The 18,237-nt window shown below is 64.2% G+C and carries 16 protein-coding genes; 4 read left to right on the top strand and 12 right to left on the bottom strand.

Annotation, left to right across the window (positions count from 1 at the left end; genetic code table 11):
* Positions 1-284: 284 nt before the first annotated feature.
* The gene (locus L286_RS29005; RefSeq protein WP_013041732.1) at positions 285-728 is read right to left on the bottom strand and encodes a hypothetical protein; all 444 of its coding nucleotides are present in this window, start codon (positions 726-728) and stop codon (positions 285-287) included.
* Positions 729-869: 141 nt separating this feature from the next.
* Positions 870-1,037, bottom strand: coding sequence for a hypothetical protein (locus L286_RS48890; protein WP_021223113.1), 168 nt, complete (start codon positions 1,035-1,037; stop codon positions 870-872).
* A 313-nt stretch (positions 1,038-1,350) separates the two neighbouring features.
* Here L286_RS48890 and L286_RS29000 point away from each other — a divergent pair, with 313 nt between their 5' ends.
* Positions 1,351-1,560: a hypothetical protein gene (locus L286_RS29000; RefSeq protein WP_013041735.1), complete on the top strand. Its 210-nt coding sequence runs from the start codon at positions 1,351-1,353 to the stop codon at positions 1,558-1,560.
* Positions 1,561-1,633: 73 nt separating this feature from the next.
* On the opposite strand, the gene L286_RS28995 is transcribed toward L286_RS29000, so the two are convergent.
* From L286_RS28995 to L286_RS28965, 8 genes are all read right to left on the bottom strand, one after another.
* Entirely contained in the window at positions 1,634-2,557 is a 924-nt protein-coding gene (locus tag L286_RS28995) for a DUF2493 domain-containing protein (protein WP_013041736.1), read from the bottom strand.
* Between the two features lie 293 nt (positions 2,558-2,850).
* Positions 2,851-3,885 (bottom strand): DUF7146 domain-containing protein, encoded by a 1,035-nt coding sequence (locus L286_RS28990; protein WP_013041737.1) that lies wholly within the window; start codon positions 3,883-3,885, stop codon positions 2,851-2,853.
* Positions 3,885-8,222 carry a strawberry notch family protein gene (locus tag L286_RS28985; RefSeq protein WP_013041738.1) on the bottom strand — a complete coding sequence of 1,446 codons (4,338 nt, stop codon included), beginning with the start codon at positions 8,220-8,222 and terminating at the stop codon, positions 3,885-3,887. The genes L286_RS28990 and L286_RS28985 overlap by 1 nt, the downstream gene beginning before the upstream one ends.
* A gap of 159 nt (positions 8,223-8,381) precedes the next feature.
* The gene (locus L286_RS49200; RefSeq protein WP_238559300.1) at positions 8,382-8,765 is read right to left on the bottom strand and encodes a hypothetical protein; all 384 of its coding nucleotides are present in this window, start codon (positions 8,763-8,765) and stop codon (positions 8,382-8,384) included.
* Between the two features lie 382 nt (positions 8,766-9,147).
* Positions 9,148-9,606, bottom strand: a complete 459-nt coding sequence (locus L286_RS47790) for a hypothetical protein (RefSeq protein WP_020819456.1) — start codon at positions 9,604-9,606, stop codon at positions 9,148-9,150.
* Positions 9,590-11,398, bottom strand: coding sequence for an integrase (locus L286_RS28975; RefSeq protein WP_025160958.1), 1,809 nt, complete (start codon positions 11,396-11,398; stop codon positions 9,590-9,592). Before L286_RS28975 ends, L286_RS47790 begins: the two co-directional genes overlap by 17 nt.
* A 4-nt stretch (positions 11,399-11,402) precedes the next feature.
* The gene (locus L286_RS28970) at positions 11,403-13,220 is read right to left on the bottom strand and encodes a site-specific integrase (RefSeq protein ID WP_020819454.1); all 1,818 of its coding nucleotides are present in this window, start codon (positions 13,218-13,220) and stop codon (positions 11,403-11,405) included.
* Positions 13,213-14,355 carry a tyrosine-type recombinase/integrase gene (locus tag L286_RS28965; protein WP_025160957.1) on the bottom strand — a complete coding sequence of 381 codons (1,143 nt, stop codon included), beginning with the start codon at positions 14,353-14,355 and terminating at the stop codon, positions 13,213-13,215. The genes L286_RS28970 and L286_RS28965 overlap by 8 nt, the downstream gene beginning before the upstream one ends.
* Before the next feature lie 203 nt (positions 14,356-14,558).
* On the opposite strand from L286_RS28965, the gene L286_RS28960 reads away from it, so the two are divergent.
* The 3 genes from L286_RS28960 to L286_RS0124275 are packed head-to-tail and all read left to right on the top strand — an operon-like array spanning position 14,559 to position 16,872.
* Positions 14,559-15,047 (top strand): TIR domain-containing protein, encoded by a 489-nt coding sequence (locus tag L286_RS28960; protein WP_020819452.1) that lies wholly within the window; start codon positions 14,559-14,561, stop codon positions 15,045-15,047.
* A gap of 5 nt (positions 15,048-15,052) precedes the next feature.
* Positions 15,053-16,213: a toll/interleukin-1 receptor domain-containing protein gene (locus tag L286_RS47785; protein ID WP_020819451.1), complete on the top strand. Its 1,161-nt coding sequence runs from the start codon at positions 15,053-15,055 to the stop codon at positions 16,211-16,213.
* Between the two features lie 2 nt (positions 16,214-16,215).
* Entirely contained in the window at positions 16,216-16,872 is a 657-nt protein-coding gene (locus tag L286_RS0124275; RefSeq protein WP_025160956.1) for an SLOG domain-containing protein, read from the top strand.
* Positions 16,873-16,888: 16 nt separating this feature from the next.
* Here L286_RS0124275 and L286_RS0124270 read toward each other — a convergent pair whose 3' ends face one another.
* Positions 16,889-17,443, bottom strand: a complete 555-nt coding sequence (locus L286_RS0124270) for a toll/interleukin-1 receptor domain-containing protein (RefSeq protein ID WP_021224402.1) — start codon at positions 17,441-17,443, stop codon at positions 16,889-16,891.
* 46 nt (positions 17,444-17,489) lie between these two features.
* Positions 17,490-17,987: a TIR domain-containing protein gene (locus tag L286_RS28945; RefSeq protein WP_020819448.1), complete on the bottom strand. Its 498-nt coding sequence runs from the start codon at positions 17,985-17,987 to the stop codon at positions 17,490-17,492.
* Positions 17,988-18,237 lie beyond the last annotated feature (250 nt).

Genomic DNA, 18,237 nt, shown 5'->3' with positions numbered 1-18,237 from the left:
GGCGGCCACCCTGGATCGGCAATCCGGCGCGGACAAAGGACTTGCCGGCCTTCGCTCCCTCGTCCAGGCTGCTTGCTGCATCCTCGGCTTAGACGCCACCGCAGAGAGCGCCGCGCCCGATCATAGGTCTGCCCCGAGACCGTGCAGCCGCCGGTAGCGCTCCAGCCCCGGTCGTGACCCCGGCCCAGCGTCGAACCGCGCGGCACGCTCCACCGCATCCGCCCTCATACGATGTGGATGTCTCGTGCGAACCGCTTTCCGGTCCGCCGCATGAGGCTGAGCGATCAGGCCTGTGCGAGGCTCTGGCCGGACGGGGCTGGCGCCGTCGCCATCCCCGCGACCCGCACCAAGGCGGTGACGCCGACCGCAATTGCGCCGATGACGGAGAAGGTGATCTGCCACGCGTCGGACGGCATGAGATGCTTGACGATGCCGTGCGTTGCGTGGAACCCGGCGATCGCCGCCGGGGCGACGAAGGCGATGGCCACGATCAGCTTCAGCCATAGGGGCCGCACGAACAGGATCGCGAGCTGGCCGACCGCGAGCGTGACGGCAGCCGCGACGAGGCCGGCGAGAATGGCGCCTGGCAGGCCGGCGCCGGTCCCGTGGGCCCAAGCGCCCACGGTCGCGCCAACGAAGGCCGGAAGGGCGAAGACGGCCAGGGTGAACAGCAGCCAGCACAGCACGCCGATGGCGGCGAGTGAGGCGAGGATTGCGAGAATGATCATGGTGGTGGCCTCCATGACGATAGGTCTGACGGTCGCGCCTGCCACCACCACCACGGCGCACCCGGACTATAGCGGAATATGGCCCCAGCCGGGAGCGGAAATCGCAAGCGACTCCCGCTCGGCGCGGCCTGCTGCGCCCGGTCAGGGGGCGAAGGGGTCGATTTCATGAACGATCTCCGAGGCGTCGCCGTCGTATTCGCTGGCGGGCATGACCGAGAGCGTCCCGTCGCCGGCCTGGAAGATGACGATGGCCGCCATCAGGGTGGTGGCGAGGCTGAAAGCGTAGGCGTGAGCGTCGTTGAGGGACATTTGCTGGGCTCCTGCTGGAGCGGGGGACCATCCCCCGCCGACAGGCGCCCGACGTGTCCGGCCGTGGACTGCAATCACCGCGCAGGCGCAGCCGCAGCGGCGGCATGCTCGCATAGCCGACCCTTTACGGGTTGATGGCGACAAGTCCGCGGTCGGACCAAGGATCAGCGCTGACAGGCGGAGGTGGTTCTCGCGTCAGGAACCCACATCACTCGCCTCGATGCTCTGCTCTGCTTTGCCTGCACCATGTCCCACTCGGCGCGGCTATTGGCTATGCTGCTGGCGGCAGGCTTGGAGTCGCGAGGAACGAACAATGGCGGAGTTCACAGGCAGAGACCTGCATCTCGTGAAGAAGGCCCTCGCGATCGCCGTGCTGGCCATCGAACGTCAGCCGGGTCCATTTCAGTCGGCCTCCGACCAGGCGGACATGAAGGTGCTGCTCGATGCGCTGATCGAGAACGACACCGAGCTCGCGCACTATGCGCGATCCGCCCGGATCGCCGTGACGGGCGAGCCGGATTGAAAAGCGCGTTTGCGGAAATACGCCGATACGCATCTGCGTAATGGCGACAGTGAGAGAAAAGCGAAGGCGGCGCTCACGCGCCGCCGAACTTCCAGACCGGGATGCCGAGCTTCTTGGCCTTGTCGGCAAGGTTGTCGTGGATGCCCGTTCCCGGGAAATGCATCACGCCCTTTGGCACGATCTCCAGCATCTGGTCGTTGCGCTTGAACGGCGCCGCGCGACCGTGCTTCGTCCAGTCGGGCGCGAAGCCGATCTGCGGCACGTTGCGGTTCTTGGCCCACAGCGACGCAATCTTGTCGGCGCCCTTCGGCGACTTGCCATGGACCAGCACCATGTCCGGATGCTTCTCATGCACCTGGTCGAGCTTGGCCCAGATCAGCCGGTGATCGTTGAAATCGAGACCGCCGGTCACGACGATCTTCGGGCCGGGGGGTAGCAGCACCTCCTGATCGGCGCGCTTCTTCGCCATGAGGAAGTCGCGGCTGTCGATCATCGCCGAGGTGAGATTGCGGTGGTTGACCTTCGACCCGCTGCGCGGCAGCCATGCCTTGCCGACCTGGCGTTCGTAATGCTCGGCCGCCTGGTCGCGCATCAGCTCGAAGGCGTTCTGGCGTTCGATGAGCGTCTTGCCCTCGGCGATCAGGCGCTCCAGCTCGACCGACTTCACTTCGCTGCCGTCCTGTTCCCGCTGCGCGCGCTTCTGCGCCTGCTCGTTGTCGTCGAGCTCGCGTGCGACCCGCTCGGTAGCGCGGTGGAAGAGGTTCACGGTCGACCAGAGGAGATCGTCGAGGTCGGGTTCGAGGCGCGTGTCTTCCAGCGTGACGATCAGCGCGTCGAAGATGTCGGCGACGGCGCCCGCCACCGCGTTGCCGTCGGGCAGGAGCCGTTGATCGGGTTCATCGGCAAAGGGCCGATAGCCATGAAGCTGAAGTTCGTTGAGGACATGGTCGGTTTGAGAGGATTCGTGGTGCGGTTCGAAGTCGTCATGCGCGTCCATGGGATGCTCCGTCGATTGGACCGCGACCGTCGCGGCCTTCATGGCGACGAAGCCCACGGGCCGGACGGCTCGGCACCCGGAGCGCAGCGCAGGGCTCGATGGCTAAGGCCGGCTATTTTGTCTCGCGATGGAAAGGCCCGCAGGGCCGCCGGAAAATAGTCGGCCGCCGCCATTGCCGGGCTGGCCGGCTTGTGGGCCGATCGCCCTCTCGAAGGCCGAGGCGCGGTCCCTTAGACGGATCGATGCATCCGGGCGCGCACGGCGGCGCAGCCGTCACGCCCGTTCCTTGCCGGCTATGCCGCCAACGCCAGGAAGCGTGCGACGTCCTGCGGCCCGATCTGAACCCGAGTCTGACTGCGGAGGGCAGCGCGGCCGAGGGTGCGGAGATCCTCGTTGAAGTCGCCGAGCTGGGGCGAGATGACCATCGCCTCGATCCCGGCCGCGTTCGCCCGTTCGACCAGGCTGTCCCGCGCACCATCGCCGGCCGGATCATTGTCGCGCAGGATATAGAGCCGGCGCAGTGTGTCGGGGAACAGGATGGCGGCGAGATGGGCTGCCGAGAGCGCCGCCATCATCGGCATGTCGGGCAGGACTTGCCGGATCGACAGAACGGTCTCGATGCCCTCGCCGGCCGCCATCACCTCGCTGCCGAGACCGAAGCGGACTGCATGCCCAAGAAGGTCACCCATCGCCCGGCGCGGGGTGTCCAGAGGCGCCTTGTCGCGGCGTCGCGGATCGAGCCAGGTGCGATGCGCCCCGGTGATCCTGCCACGCAGGTCGGTGACGGCCGCGATCATGGCGGGCCAGGTCTCGGTCGGTGAATAGTCGTCGGGCCGGTAGTAGCAGCGCGGATGGAAATGGAGATTTCCGGTTCCGCGCAAGTCCGTGATCGCGCGTTCGCGCAAATACGACTGCACGAGCGTCCCGGCGATTGGCTGGGACATTGCGACAAGACGGCGTGCCGCTTCCGGCGAACCGTGCGGCGCCGGGCCCTGACGCAGGAGCGCCGGTCTCGGCTCTGGCTGCGGCATGCTGAGGAAGGTCCGGGCCTCGTCGGCGACGTCCTTGAAATCTACAAGGCCGCAGCTTTCGCGTATCACGTCGAGCAGATCGCCATGTTCGCCCGTGGCGGCGTCGGTCCACTTGCCCGCGGGACCCTTGGGCGAATCCTTCAGCCGCACATACATCGAGCGGCCCGGCGTGTTGCGTACGTCGCCGACGAGCCAGTAGCGGCCCTCGCGCCGGCCTCTGGACAGGTAGTGGCGGCACACCGCCTCGGCCTGACGGCCGAGACGCTGTGCGAGATCGGATGCGTCCTGGCGAGCCATCACGCCGCCTCCCGCTCGGAGATGCGCGCCACCGGATAGGTGTCCAGCAGCTTCGCCAGCACAGCCGGACCGTTGGCGTCGGCGGGGACGAAGAAGCGTAGCTTCCATGAGATGATCTCGCTGAACAGGCCATAGGCCCGCAGCCGATCGCGCATCGCCTCGGAGAAGCCGGTGAGCTCCAGGCGATGCGCGCTCATGACCCTTGCGCGTCGAAGCTGGAGACCTTCCGCAAGGTCGAGGATCGTCGTCCCGTCCATCAGAGCCGTGAAGGCGTGCGCGGGCGACAGCGATGCCGCGCCTGTCGTCGCGGCGTTCGCGGCGTTCGCGGCCCAGGCCGGGGAGACCCGGCGGCCGATGATACGCTCGCCGGCGTCCGTCTGGAGCCGGTAGACCCGGGTCGACTCGTTGGGGAGCCGCTTCCAGATCGGCAGGAGCAGGCCAGCGACGATATGGATCGTGCTGTCGGAGAATTCAGGCAGCTCGGCGAGCTCGGCCTCCCAGGCGGCGGCGAAAGCAGCATCGGCGACTTCCTCCCAATGACTCTCGTCCATCATGCGGAGCGGCGCATAGTGCTGCTCCATCGGTCGGATGAGGCAGACGCGCCGTTCGATCTCGCCGTCGTCGAGCATCATCGACGGCGCGGGTATCTGCACGGCGGCGCGGCCGGAACGGCCGTTGACGAGGAGCCGCGCGCGGGGGTCAGCGAGATGATGGAGTGCATCGGCCAACGGGGTCGGACGGTTGCGTTCGCGCCGCATGATGGTCAGCAGGCGCGTCTCTGCGGAGGTGCCGGGATGGGTATGGATCACCTGGCTGTCGGTGACCACGAAGCTCTCCGCCTGGAGCGTCTCCAGTCCGACGTCATAGTGGCCGCTGTGGATCGCGCCCTCGATCTTCGCCGTCAGGAGCTGCTCAAAGGCCGTGAAGAGAACACCTTGTAGGTCGATGGTGAGCGCCAGCAGGCGATTGAGGAAGGTGGTGATCGGCGGCAGCTCGTCCTTGATGCCGTTGTCGTCCGTCAGCTTGAGGCCGGTGGCGGACTCGAAGCGGTCGAGCGAGCAGCCGTCGACCTTGCCGCGCACGAGCAGAAGATAGAGCTGGCGCAGCGCATCGCGGGCATATGGGCTCTCCAGATTGTCCTCGGGCCGGAACAGGCCCTGGCCCCCGGTCTGGCGTTGGCCGCGCGTGATCGCGCCGAGGGTGTCGAGCCGCCGGGCGATGGTCGAGAGGAACCGCTTCTCGGCCTTCACGTCGGTGGCGATCGGTCGGAAGAGCGGCGGCTGCGCCTGATTGGTGCGGTTGGTGCGACCGAGGCCCTGGATCGCCGCGTCGGCCTTCCAGCCAGGCTCAAGCAGATAGTGGATGCGCAGGCGCTGGTTCCTGGCGGCAAGGTCGGCGTGGTAGCTGCGGCCGGTGCCGCCGGCGTCGGAGAAGACGAGGACGCGCTTGTCATCGTCCATGAACGCGGCCGCCTCCGCGAGATTGGCGGACGCCGCCCTGTTCTCGACGGCAAGGCGCTCGCCGCGTCGGACGACGCGGCGCGACCGCCCTGTCACCTCGGCGACAACGTCCGTGCCGAAGCGCTGGACGATCTGGTCGAGCGCCCCTGGGACGGGGGGCAGCGAGGCGAGCCGTTCGATCAGTTCGTCGCGCCGGGCCACGGCCTCTCGGCTCTCGACGGGCTGGCCGTCGCGATAGACCGGCCGCGACGACAGATTGCCCTCGCTGTCCGAGAACGGCTCGTAGAGCAGGACCGGGAAGGATTGGGCGAGATAGTCCAGCACATATTCGCGAGGGGTGATGTCGACGCGCACGTCGTTCCATTCCTCGGTCGGGATCTCGGCCAGGCGACGTTCCATAAGGGCTTCGCCCGTAGAGACGATCTGGATGACGGCGGAGTGGCCGTCCGTCAGGTCCTGCTCGATCGAGCGGATCAGCGTCGGCGTTTTCATGCTGGTCAGGAGGTGGCCGAAGAAGCGCTGCTTGGCGCTCTCGAAGGCTGAGCGCGCAGCCGACTTGGCCTGCCGGTTCAGCGTACCGCTGTCCCCGGTGATGTTGGCGGCCTGCATCGCGGCGTCGAGATGATTATGGATGATGGCGAAGGCGCCGGCATAGGCATCGTAGATGCGGGTCTGCTCGGGCGTGAGCTGGTGCTCGACCAGCTCGTATTCGACGCCGTCGTAGGAGAGCGAGCGGGCCGTGTAGAGGCCGAGTGAGCGCAGGTCGCGGGCGAGCACCTCCATGGCCGCGACGCCGCCATTCTCGACCGCTTCGACGAATTCGGCGCGGTTGGCGAAGGGGAAATCTTCGCCGCCCCACAGGCCGAGCCGCTGGGCGTAGGCGAGATTGTGGACGGTGGTGGCGCCGGTCGCCGAGACATAGACGACGCGGGCATTCGGCAGCATGTGCTGGAGCCTCAGCCCCGCACGGCCTTGCTGCGATGGGGCGACGTCGCCCCGTTCTCCCTTGCCGCCGCCGGCGTTCTGCATCGCGTGGCTCTCGTCGAAAATGATCACTCCGTCGAAATCGGAGCCCAACCATTCGACGATCTGCTTGACGCGCGAAAGCTTTTCGCCGCGGTCGTCGGATCGTAGCGTGGCGTAGGTGGTGAAAAGGACGCCTTCCTCAAGCCGGATCGCCGAGCCCTGGGGGAAACGCGACAGCGGGGTGACCAGCAGGCGCTCCATGCCGAGGGCCGACCAGTCGCGCTGCGCGTCTTCGAGCAGCTTGTCGGATTTGGAGATCCAGACCGCCTTGCGGCGGCCCTGAAGCCAGTTGTCGAGAATGATGCCGGCCGACTGGCGGCCCTTGCCGGCGCCGGTGCCGTCGCCGAGCATGAAACCACGACGGAAGCGGACCGCCTTCGGCGCGTCGTCCGGCGCGGCGGTGACGAGATCGCCGGTCTCGTCCACGGTCCAGGCACCGGCGAGATATTCGCTATGGGCATCGCCAGCGTAAATCACCGTCTCGAGCTGGGCGTCGGAGAGGATGCCGTCGGTGACGATCGGCGCCGGCAGCGTCGGTCGGTAGCTCGGCTTTGGCGGCGCGACCGAGGCCATGGCGGCGGACTGGACCAGCTTGGTCGGATGCGGCTGCGCGCCGGCGATGCGGATCGACTGGAGCGCATAGGCCTCGTAGATCGAGTCCGACAGGCGGCCGCTTTCCGGGGGCGTCCAGTCGATGGTCTCATAGGCGAGCGGCACGCCTTGAACCTCAGCGATGCGGCGGGCGGGTTGGGCCGTCGCCGTGCGGGCGAGATAGCCCCGCACCGTGCGCGGGGTGGGGGCCGCCGTCGCGGCGGGACGCGCGATCGAGACCGGCAGGCGCGCGGGGATCTGCGCGCCGATCCAGCCGAGCAGCGTCGCGACATCGGGCGCGGTGCCGGCGGAGGCTGGGAACCGCTCGGGGTCGTCGGCCGGCGCCTTGTCGATGACGGTCAGGCGGGTCTCGATGGTCGTGCCGTGCTTGGCATAGACCGAACCGGCGACCGCGGCGGTGAACACGACGCGCCCACGCCCCTGCAGACGGACGAAGGCGTCCCGCCAGGCCGGAAGCTCGGGCGAGAAGTTCGCGCCGGTGATGGCGACCAGGCGCCCGCCATCGGCCAGCCGGGCGAGCGCGGAGGCGATATGCCGGTAGGCGGCGTCGGCGACGCGGCCGGAGACGTTCGCCATCACGGAGAATGGCGGGTTCATGATGACGATGCTCGGCGCGGCGGCCGGATCGAGATGGTCGTCGATCTGGGCCGCGTCGAAGCGCGTGACGGACACGGCCGGAAAGAGAGAGGCGAGAAGATCGGCGCGGGTCTCAGCCAACTCGTTGAGGATGAGCGATGCACCCGCAGTCTCGGCGAGGACGGCGAGCAGCCCGGTGCCGGCGGAGGGCTCGAGCACACGGTCGGCCGGCATGAGTGCAGCGGCCGTCATCGCAGCGAAGCCGAGCGGGACCGGCGTCGAGAATTGCTGGAAGGCCTGGGCCTCCTCGGATCGGCGGGTATGGGTCGGGAGCAGTCCGGCGATCTTGGCGAGCGCGGCGAGCCGCGTAGCCGGCGATGCGGATTTGCGGAAGATCGCCTTTCCGTATTTGCGCAGGAACAGGACCGTGGCGGCCTCGCACGCGTCGTAGGCGGTCTTCCAGTCCCAGGCGCCGGCTGCGTCGGACGCGCCGAACGCCGCCTGCATGGCGGTGCGCAGCGTCGCCGCGTCGACCGATCGGCCTTGTTCAAGATGCGGGAGGAGATGCCGGGCGGTGGCGAAAACGGCCGCAGCAGGAGCGCAACCGGAGACAGACAGAGGCGTGGCGGCCGGTTCGGCCGCGACAAGCGGAGCTTGGAGCATGGAGGTCACTTTCAGGAGAGCGGGACACGGATGAGCCGCGTCGGCGCTCTCTCTGGACCGGACGGGCTCAAACCCGTCCCGGCCATCCTCTCACTCTGACTTGGTGCCCTCCGGCGCGGCCTTGCCCTGACGGATGGGGCTCGATGCCGGCGGACCGCGTCATGCCGCGCGGGCGTCGAGAGCGTTGCCGTGGTCTTGAAGGTGATCGGCCATCGCGAGGAACCGACGTCGATCCTCAGCGCCGCGTTTGACGCGAAATGAGGCGTCCACGACATCGTTGACGCGCACCCATTGGTTCCAGGCGAAACTCCGGCCGAGGCCGACCGTGGTCGCGGTGCTGGGGAAGCGATCGGCCGAGCGGACGAGATCTTCCCAGGAGGCCCCGAACTGCACCTCGCTGAAGCGGCTATGCCGTCCTGTCAGCGCGTTGCGCTCCAGGACGAGGGCACGCTCGAGAAGATCGGGATAATGGGCGGCCAGCCAGTAGAGCTCCCAAATCTTCGATGCTGGGCAGAAGAAGCAGGCCGACTTGATCGGCACCATGTGCGCGCCAAGCGTCTCGGCAATGACGCGGATGCAGTCTGGGCGATCCCATCCGAGCATCTGGAGCGGATAGGCGTAGTCGAAATCCGCATCCGCGGCTGACAGGCGTCGTGACCGCCGCAGATCGGCGCGCCCGCAATCATAACCGATGAGCTTTACGATCCGCGCGCCGCGGCGAGCGGCTTCCAGCCAGATCGAGTGCGGCTCGGCCGCGTTCGGGCCCGATGCGGCGCCTTTGATGGCCTGGTCCTGAGGCTTCTGCTTCCACTTGATCGAGCATTAGGTCTGGACGGGCCTGTCTCCTTTGCCTCACAAAGCCCGCATTTCCAGCGTTCCTCATCCCCCTTTCCTTTCGGGACGCCCGATTAGGGCGTGACCGACGTCAGACAGCGGAAGGATCGTGCGCTTCAGCGCTGGGGCGGATCGGGATTGGTCTACGTATCCGATCGAGTTCCTGCACGAGTTGGGCATTGCGCCGCTCAAGCCTCTCGGCACGTTGCTCGGCGTCGACGGCGCGTTTCAACAGGCTAGCGTTATGTGTCGCGAGGGCGGCGCTTCGAGCTTCGGCATCCCGAAGAGCCGAGCGTGTGCGATCGGCCTCTCTGGCGGTCGTCTCGTTCGCGCCGGCACGCTGCGACTGAAGCGCGCGGAGGCCGTCGAGAACGCCGGCATGATGGGTATATATGATGTTGCGGCCGACCCCGGCTGCCCGTGCGAGCGCAGCGACTGTGGGTTCTGCGGAGGGATTGCCGGCGAGGCCTGCAAGGGCTTCACGCAGGCGCGCATCCGTCTTTGCCCGCCGTCGAGCTTGCGGGCTGGACAGGTCAATTTCGGTCGCCATCGGTATTTCCTTCGTCTAACTGGTCCAGGATACGGCGAGATTCCTGGATGCGGGCTTCTGCAAGCGCACGGCTCTCGGAGTCGAGGTCATCGCGCTGGAGCAAAGCGCTGTTGCGCTCAAGGCGCGCTTCCCAGACCGGCTTATGCTTGCCGGTCACGGCGAAGTTGGCGCAAGTCGAGCAAGTGCTTTGCGTGCGGAGCACCGGGTTCGGCTCGCGCTCGCCGCCGAGGCATGCCGAGGTTTCCCGGCGGTAGAGGCAGTAGCCCCAGTCGCACACGCCGAGGCGCATATCCGTTTCGGCGAGGATATCGGTGATATAGCCATCGACGTCGCCCGATAGCGTGCGCCCGCGGAACGGCGATCGCTCGGAGAGCATGACGCCCGCCTTCCCGGCGACGTTCGGCGCCAGGAGCAGGTCTTCCAGCGCCTTGCGGGTTTCTTCGGCGGCTTGGTCGTCGATCAGCTGGGCAAGCTCGAAGTCGGTGCCCACATAGGCCCGGTCGGTCATCGCGCGGTGGACATGGCCGAGATGGCGTTGCAGCGCCGTCAGGCCGGTGCGGTCGCGCCGCCCGATGAACCGCGAGAACGTCTTGCGACCCTGATAGGTGGTCAGGTGCCAGGTGCCGCCTTGGTGTTCCGGCAAGGCAAGGAACGGCGCAAGTCGTTCGTTCAAGCGGATATTGACCATGGGTGATCGCAGTAGGGCGACGGGCATCATCGTCGGAAGCGGCGAGCGTCCCCGGCCGAGCTGGTGGAGCCAGAGGTTCCTCTTCCCGCTAAGTTCGCGAAGCGGTGCGGAGAGACGTTCGAGGATGTGGATCGCCCGCCGGACCGGCTCGGGCGCAAGCCATCGATGGATGTCCCCATGTTCCGTCAGCGACGTCTTCGTGATCGTGCCGACCAGATAGACGTGTTCCTCACCGTCTCCATCGGCCGCGCGCCGTTCGAGGCAACCCTCCTCAAGCCTGAGTATTTCGGAGGCTCTCGCGCCAACGAGATAGGCGATGACGACGAAGCAGGCGTCGCCAAGCCGATCCAGCATGAACGTCAGGCGGCGCAGCGGCCATTCCGGATTCGGATACAGATCCGCGTAGGGGCATGGCTCAGCCAACATGGCGCGTCTGATATGCCAGTGGAGCCTTCGCCCCTGATGCTGTGGTCGGAACTGCTCATACAGATCTTCGAGACGGTCGCGCAGCGCGAGTATCTGGTCCGCTGGGTCACCGAGCAGTTCCATAGCGCCGCTGATGAGAGGCACGGCGATCTCGTCGGGCGTATAGGGATGGCCGCCATAAGGTTTCCAGTGCCGCTTCCCAACCGAACCGGCGCGAGGCGGCGCCATCAGCGGCGCGTCGTCCAGCTTGTCGCGCTGCATGTGGAACGTGCGGATCGTGCCGAGATAGCCTTCGGCGGTGCTGAGGGAGAGCCGTGAAGCGTTCCTGCCGGGACGAGCGCGCAACATGGCCACGAACCGGTCGACGGCGTCTTGATCGAGATCCTTGAAGCATCGGACGTTCTCGGCTGCCATCCATCGAACGAGGAAGCGGATGTGGCTGAAGTGACCATCGATCGCTTCCTTGCGAAGTGGCCTCCGCCCTTCGGGCGGATCGGCCCGCAGCGAGAGCAGGAACAGTTCGGCGGCGTGCCGGAGCGGCGTCCACCGATCGTCCCGGAACCGGCTCCCGTCCGGCATTTCGAAGCCCCAGTTGAACGTCGTGGCGGCGGGGATGCCTTCGTTTCCGAGCAATGGCGCCGGAAGTTGGGTAGGCGTGGATGTCGGGACGGAGGCCATGAGGCTATTCCAGGTCCGGCAGCGGCGGCAAGGCGGGTATGTGCCGTTCCGCGTCCGGCATCATTTCGGGCGGGAACGCCGGCAGCAGGTCTTGTGTCAGCACCCGAAGGCTGGGGGCATAGAAGAGGCTGAACCGGATCGGGTCGATGCGTTCCCGCGCCGCTTCAAGATGCATGGTGGCCTGGACAATGCGCGCCAGATGATCCGGGTCGATCGGGACGATCAGGCCTGGACAGGCAAGGCAGCCTCCCAGTTTCGGGCACACGCGGCCAGGCTGTGCCTGCCCGCCGTCGACCGGTCGAAGGCAGTCGTGGCCGAACAGCGCCGTCACCCGCGCGCTGGTATCTGGCCCTTGATGTTGCGAGTCATGGGCGGGCGTCTCGCCGGTGACCCATGTGATCATCAGCGACTGGAGCCGAGCGATCGTATCGCGTTCGAGGCGGCGGACGGCCTCGCCATCGACATAGATGTCGGTGGTGGCGACATTCGCATGATTGAGGACCGCTTTGGCCGCCATGATATCGCCCTGCGACGCTGTGTAATGGGCGCTTGCCATGCTGCTGCGGAACAGCTTGGGCGAGAAGTCGGGAAGCAGGGAACGGGACTTGCCGGGATGCGCTTCGTTCCAGGAAGCGATCGCGCCATTGTGCCGCTCGTAGAAGCGCAACATTGCCGATCGCAACGTGGCCTGCACGATATGACCGGCGCGATGCTCACGCTCGAGGCGTCCTGTCGTCATGAGGAAGCGGTGGAGGAACAGTCGGTCGCGTTTGGACGGCTCCACATGCGGCAATAGGGGTGCCGTCATCGCAAGCAGTTTTTCGATCAGGCGCGGCGCCGCATAGGGTCGGCGATTGTCGAACGAGCGCCGTTGCATGCGTTTCACCTTACCGCCGGCGCGGGGTTTCACCCACTCGACCATGACGCGATGCCGCTCGAGCGGATGCGGCACGAGGCAGTCCCGCTTGATCTGGCGCAGCGGACCGGCGTTGGCCGCCGTCTGGATCAGCAGCACGATATAGAACGCAACCAGCGTGTCGGTCGTGAGGTGGAGATAACCCTCGAGCTCGCGGAACCCGCCTACCTCGGCGATCCTCTGCCGATCGGGCTTATTAAGGTCCAAGCCTCGGTCGGTCGGCATGATGCCGTGGCCGCGGCGATGGAGCTTCCAGATCCAGCGATCCCGTTCGACGGTCCGCCCACCATGGAGCGGCACATTCGGAAGACCAACGATGGCTTGCCCGTGCTGGAACTTGTCCCACGCAGTGTCGATCTCGGCATAGCAGACTGCCAGCAGGGCGCGCATTGCGGCAGGTGTCAGCCGGTCTTGCGGTAGCCGCTGGACGCCGGCCAGCGGGATCGCATTGTTGGGAACGGCGAAGCCCGGTGCGAACAAGCCTGGATTGTCCGCGATCGCGCGCTTGAGGACCGGCCGGATCATACCGAGCTGACCGGATTGTGAGCGGACGCCGCGCCTGCGCCCGTTGGTGGGCATCGCCAGCCAGGTGATGAACCGGCGGATCGTTGCCGTGTCGAGGTCTGCCGCGCGCCTGACACGCGCGTCTTCGCGCAGGAACCTCCCGAACACGCGCAGCGCGAACCAGTGCGCGGTGCGGGTCGCGGCGCTGGATGCTACATCATGATCGCGGAAAGCCCGGGCGATGGCGGCGCTGATATCGTCCGGCATTCCGAACAGCGCCGGGCTGAAGCTTTGGACGATCTTGCCCCATTCGTCGCGGAACTGGATTTCGGCGACCTGCGCCGGATGGTTCGCCGGTGCCGGATCGAGTCTCAGCGTCCGATCGAGGCGGCCCCTAGCCATCGGCGGGGATCAGCTCGCCATAAAGATAGGCGAGGCTTTCGCTCAGATCGCGCTCGTGCAGTTCGACGCAGCGCAGATAAATCGCGGTGGTCGTGATCGAAGCATGGCCCAGCAGCACCTGCACGACCTTGAGCGGGTTGAGATCGGGATTGGTGCGGGCCTGGATCTGAAGGCGGGCCAGCATCGCCATCGCGAAGGTGTGCCGCAGGCAGTGCAATGTACCCAGAAGTCTCGCAGCCGCGAAAGCTTCCGCGAGCTGCGCCGTCAGGAGTTTTCGCGTCATAGCCCGGCCATGCTCGTTCAGCAGGAGATTGGGCGGCGCGCGATAGCCCCGGTCGGAACGGCGGACACGGCGGACGATCCGGGCGCGATCCTCTCCCACATACCAGTCCGTATGATCGAGCAGCCGAATCGGCGGATAGACTGTCCTTGGCCGGTCTCCCTTGGTGATATGGATCGGCACGCCGACAAGTGGATCGCTGTCGAGGTCGAGTGGCCAGCTATCCGGGATTTGGTCGATGGCGAGCGCGCAAAGCTCCTTGCGGCGCAGTCCCGCCCCAAGCGCCCATTGCGCGGCAAGTCGGGCGGTAGGCCTCAGATGCGCGAACAGCCGTGCCAGTTCGTCGGCGCGCAGAGGTCGCGGCAGTTTTTCCGGGCGTGAGACGATCAGCTCGTTGACCTGGCGCCGCTGCAAGCCTGGGCGATAAGCGCCGTCGAGCATCAGCGTCATCTTTTCGGTCAACCGGAACGGGCAGTGGTCGATCAGGCCCTTATCGAGCGCCCAGCCATAGAACCGGCAGACGGTCGAGACGCGCGCGTTGATCGTGGTCCGGGCATAGGGCTTCCCGGTGTGTGCGCTGGGGTTCTCCAGCATCCGGTTGCGATAGGCAGCGATGACGCGTTCGTCGGCTTCGCGCCATTCGATCCCCGATTGTTCGAGCGAGTCGAACCAATCGTGGAGATGCTCGCCGTAGGTCCGCACAGTTTCCGTAGCGTGGGCGCGGCCGCTTAGCTCTGCATGCTCCATGAGCCAGACGAAGGCCGGCTCGATGATCGCCATGTCGGCGTCGAACAGAATCGGGAAGCCGGCGGGGACATTGGGCACGCCAGAGGCAGCCCGAATCACTGATACCACGGGCCATCTCCCTCGCCCGCACAGGTGCAATTTCGAAAGTAGAGCAACATGCTCGATTTGGCCGAAGCATTTCGATGGAATGGGCGCTTTCCTCGCCATGCCGAAGGGTGTCGCTGCGACCAGCTACCCCAAGCACTCACCGTGCCTGCTGACACCTGGCGCCCGCCTTGATATGAGTGAACGAGGATCAAGGGGGGGAAGCGGTGGCGCGTCGGGTATTCTTTAGCTTTCACTATGACCGTGACGTTCGACGGGTCGTGCAAGTCCGCAATTCCTGGGTGGTTCGTCCAGGTGGCGAAGCGCAGCCTTTCTATGACAAGGCAGAGTTCGAAGAGGCAAAAAGACGCGCGGGCGGCATAGAAAAATGGATCGAGGAGCAGCTCAAAGGCACGTCCGTGACGGTGGTGCTTTTTGGCGCGGAGACGTATGACCGCGAATGGGTCCGGCACGAGATCAAGAGAAGCTACGAGCTTGGGAAAGGCCTATTGGCCATCGACATCCATAGCGTAAAAGATCCGCAACTCGGGACTGATCGACAGGGGACCAACCCTCTCAGCTATTTTACAATAAAGCAGAATGGTCGAGATATTCCGCTGTCAAACCTATACGGGACGTATGATTGGGTTCGGGATAACGGCTATGCCAACATGCCGGCTTGGATCGAAACTGCAGCAAAAGCGGCCGGTCGCTGACATCAATGAGTATTTATGAACTCGCCATACTTGGCGCCGCAACGCCAGAGGAGCGCGCGACACTGACAGCGACGCTCACCGATATCGTTTCCGACTTTGGATTGACGTTGGGGGACGATATAGTTGTGCATAATGCGGAAACGCTGGGTGGGCGGCACAAGCCAGCAGCATTCGCAGGTGCATATTTTGGAGGAAATGCCCAACAAGATCTCGAAGCGGCCCAGGACCTGATCCGAGCGAGCGCGCCCATCATTCCCACGATTGCCGCTGGCGCAGACTTCAATGCTCAGATCCCCCAGTGTCTCCAGCCCATCAATGGGCTAACGCGGCGCGCTGACGATCCAAATATGACTGAACTCGCGTCGACAATGCTGGAATGTGTGGGTTTACTTCGTCGACAGCGACGGGTTTTTGTGAGCTATCGGCGGGTGGAATCCCGAGCAGCTGCGTTGCAACTTCACGATCTCCTTGCGTCCCGCGGATTCGACGTATTCTTGGACACGCACGACATTAGGCCCGGCGATCCGTTCCAAGATGTGCTTTGGCATAGGCTCGTTGATTCTGATGTTATGGTTATGCTCGACACGCCTACCTATTTCGATAGCCGCTGGACGCGACAGGAAATAGGAAGAGCACGCGCGAAAGAGATCCAGGTCCTTCGTGTAATTTGGCCTGAGCATACGCCAAACAAGCTGACCGATCTTGCAGAGACTATATATCTTGACCCAAAGGAACTCGAAGGGCCGGATGGCCCAATAGTAGCCCAAACGGCAGATACAATCGTCCTGGAGGTCGAGCGGCTAAGAAGCCGCAGCATCGCATCTCGATATATGTCGATTACCGGCAAGCTTCGCGCTGACGTCGAAAAAATTGGTGCGTCAGTGGAAGGCGTCGGTGCACATCGGGCCGTCGCCGTGCGGTTGCTGGACGGCGAAAAGATCTGGGCATATCCGATCGTCGGAATCCCCACGGCTGAAATTTTGAACGACGTGGCCGATAAGGCGCGACGAGCGGAACAGCAGGAGATACCGGTACTGGTCTACGATCATATCGGCATCCGTGATGCATGGAATGCTCATCTCCGATGGCTTGGGGATCATATTCGCGCGGTCCGTACGATTAAAGTTTCCGAAGCCGGATGGGCTCTTGCGGCATGGGAGAATTGACCATGACTGAGGCCATTTTTCTTTCGGCGGGCGTGCCAGATCCAAAGCGAGGCCCACAATATGCAGCGACTGCTGACACCGTCGCGATTACAGCCGCAGTCTCCGCTTTGGTGCACGTTACACTAGGGCGCAGGCTGCTTGTCTGGGGTGGTCAACCCGCAATCACACCGATGATCTGGGTGGTCTCGCAAGACATCGGAATAAATTACGGACACTGGGTCCGGCTCTACCAGTCTCGCCATTTCAAGGATGAGTATCCCGAGGATAATGAGCGGTTCAACAACGTGGTTTATACGGAAGAGATCGAAAGGGATCGGGAGAAGAGCTTGCTGAACATGCGTGAACGCATGTTTTCCGAACACAAGTTCAAAGCAGCAGTTTTTATTGGAGGCATGGGAGGAATTATACAAGAATATGAGATGTTTCGACGCCTGCAACCCGAGGCTGCAGTGATACCGGTAATCTCCACGGGCGGCGCGACGCTTGACGTAGGAGCGCAAGTTGAGTCTTTAGCGCCCGACCTAACGGAAGACCGGGACTATGTTGCGTTATTTCACCGCCACCTTGACGTTTCCGTCCGAGAGGAGCGCTTCGAAAGCCCGGCCCTCCAACCAGCTGTCGTTGAGGAGCGATTTTGGCAGCCCCCTGCCACTGCTTAAACGGGGTGGGAACTCATCAGTCGCCAGCAAGCCATTCGCTAAGCTCCGTAGCTGTGTTCCTTTTCTCGTCAAGGACCATCCAGACGCGCTTTTGATGACCCTGTAGATCCCCCCAGACGATGCGGCGGTATAATCCCAGATACTCCCACGACGCCCATGCCTGCTCATGCGCGCTGTCGGATGCCGGGAACAGCGCGATCTTCGTCAACCCTTTATAACCATCGGCCACGCCCAACTCCCAGGGCACCCAACGGCTGTCCTTGCTATTCTTGCTTGCAAGAAGGACAAAGCGCTTGGTCTGGCGAATACGGCTCTTTAGCAGCCCCGCCGTTTCCTCCGTCGTGTATGGGGGCATTTCCGGGTCGATTTCATCGACATAGACCCTAGCTCCGTGCCCTTCCAACACACGAATAGCGCCAACGACCAGATCATCATCTTTGCTCGAGTGTGAAAGAAATGTGGTGCCTGAGAGGCTACGGGAAGCAGCAGACTTTCTGAGGCTTGCCTGTTCGCTAACATTTAACTTATCAGCGAAATTCCGAAGCTCGGATTTTGTAATGTATTCGATCATAATCGAAACTCTATTATCGGATATAGACCGAACTCACGGAGCTACCTCAGTTATTTGAGCGGATCGCTATCGCGTCCTCAATCCAACTCTCGATTCCGTTCTTGATCGAATCATAGACTGCCTTGCTATCTGAGCCGGAAGGGGTGACCAGCTTCGCTATAGATGATAGCTTTTTCCCGGTATTTCCATAGCCCACTTCGTCAAACGGATTGCTACCAGCCGTGCACGAATTCCCGTCGTGGCCGAGAAGTTTGTTTATCCGAATACCGACCACTCCTTTGCCGGCATCCCAGCCTTTAACGATCTCGCGGATTACCCAAGGCCGGTTCGCTGTTTCAGAGCCGACAAGCACCACCACACAGCTCTTGCCGTACATGTTGTCATCGATCCATTTTTCGATCGAGGCCTTGCCCTTCCGCTTGACCTCTTCCCACGCATTCGCGGTGCAAAGAGACTGCCCTTCAAGAGCACCGATGTTGCGCACTTGCTGGGTGCGCCAAAAATCGTTCGCGAAGTGGAAACTGAAGAAAACGCGCCGCGCCATAAGGCCCCCTTTTGTTCTCCGGCCTTCTACAAGCCCAGCCTTCGTTTCGCCAGAGAAATCGATTCTGAAGCGATCTGCTCGAGGATGGAGTACGGTAGTTGAGGCCCAGCGGGTTCATCCGGCAATCAGGCGTCGCTGCGCGACGCGAGTGACGGGCCGACCACCGCCAGCTCTTTGGGTTAGCGCGGCGGTCGGCCCGTCACTCATCGCGAGCAAAAGAGACAGTCGCCGAAGCCGGACCTAACGAGCA

Source organism: Sphingobium sp. HDIP04, from assembly GCF_000445085.1.
Taxonomy (GTDB): domain Bacteria; phylum Pseudomonadota; class Alphaproteobacteria; order Sphingomonadales; family Sphingomonadaceae; genus Sphingobium; species Sphingobium indicum.
Note: the sequence above shows the minus strand (reverse complement) of the source record. Positions and strands in the feature narration are given on the sequence as shown.

Bases quoted from the DNA above. Each gene is read 5' to 3' on its own strand.
- L286_RS28995 (WP_013041736.1), bottom strand. From the start codon at position 2,557: ATGGACGCGCATGACGACTTCGAACCGCACCACGAATCCTCTCAAACC.
- L286_RS47790 (WP_020819456.1), bottom strand. From the start codon at position 9,606: ATGGCGACCGAAATTGACCTGTCCAGCCCGCAAGCTCGACGGCGGGCA.
- L286_RS0124275 (WP_025160956.1), top strand. From the start codon at position 16,216: ATGACTGAGGCCATTTTTCTTTCGGCGGGCGTGCCAGATCCAAAGCGA.
- L286_RS47785 (WP_020819451.1), top strand. From the start codon at position 15,053: ATGAGTATTTATGAACTCGCCATACTTGGCGCCGCAACGCCAGAGGAG.
- L286_RS28945 (WP_020819448.1), bottom strand. From the start codon at position 17,987: ATGGCGCGGCGCGTTTTCTTCAGTTTCCACTTCGCGAACGATTTTTGG.
- L286_RS0124270 (WP_021224402.1), bottom strand. From the start codon at position 17,443: ATGATCGAATACATTACAAAATCCGAGCTTCGGAATTTCGCTGATAAG.
- L286_RS28985 (WP_013041738.1), bottom strand. From the start codon at position 8,222: ATGCTCCAAGCTCCGCTTGTCGCGGCCGAACCGGCCGCCACGCCTCTG.
- L286_RS49200 (WP_238559300.1), bottom strand. From the start codon at position 8,765: ATGGTGCCGATCAAGTCGGCCTGCTTCTTCTGCCCAGCATCGAAGATT.
- L286_RS28975 (WP_025160958.1), bottom strand. From the start codon at position 11,398: ATGGCCTCCGTCCCGACATCCACGCCTACCCAACTTCCGGCGCCATTG.
- L286_RS29000 (WP_013041735.1), top strand. From the start codon at position 1,351: ATGGCGGAGTTCACAGGCAGAGACCTGCATCTCGTGAAGAAGGCCCTC.
- L286_RS28990 (WP_013041737.1), bottom strand. From the start codon at position 3,885: ATGGCTCGCCAGGACGCATCCGATCTCGCACAGCGTCTCGGCCGTCAG.
- L286_RS48890 (WP_021223113.1), bottom strand. From the start codon at position 1,037: ATGTCCCTCAACGACGCTCACGCCTACGCTTTCAGCCTCGCCACCACC.
- L286_RS29005 (WP_013041732.1), bottom strand. From the start codon at position 728: ATGATCATTCTCGCAATCCTCGCCTCACTCGCCGCCATCGGCGTGCTG.
- L286_RS28970 (WP_020819454.1), bottom strand. From the start codon at position 13,220: ATGGCTAGGGGCCGCCTCGATCGGACGCTGAGACTCGATCCGGCACCG.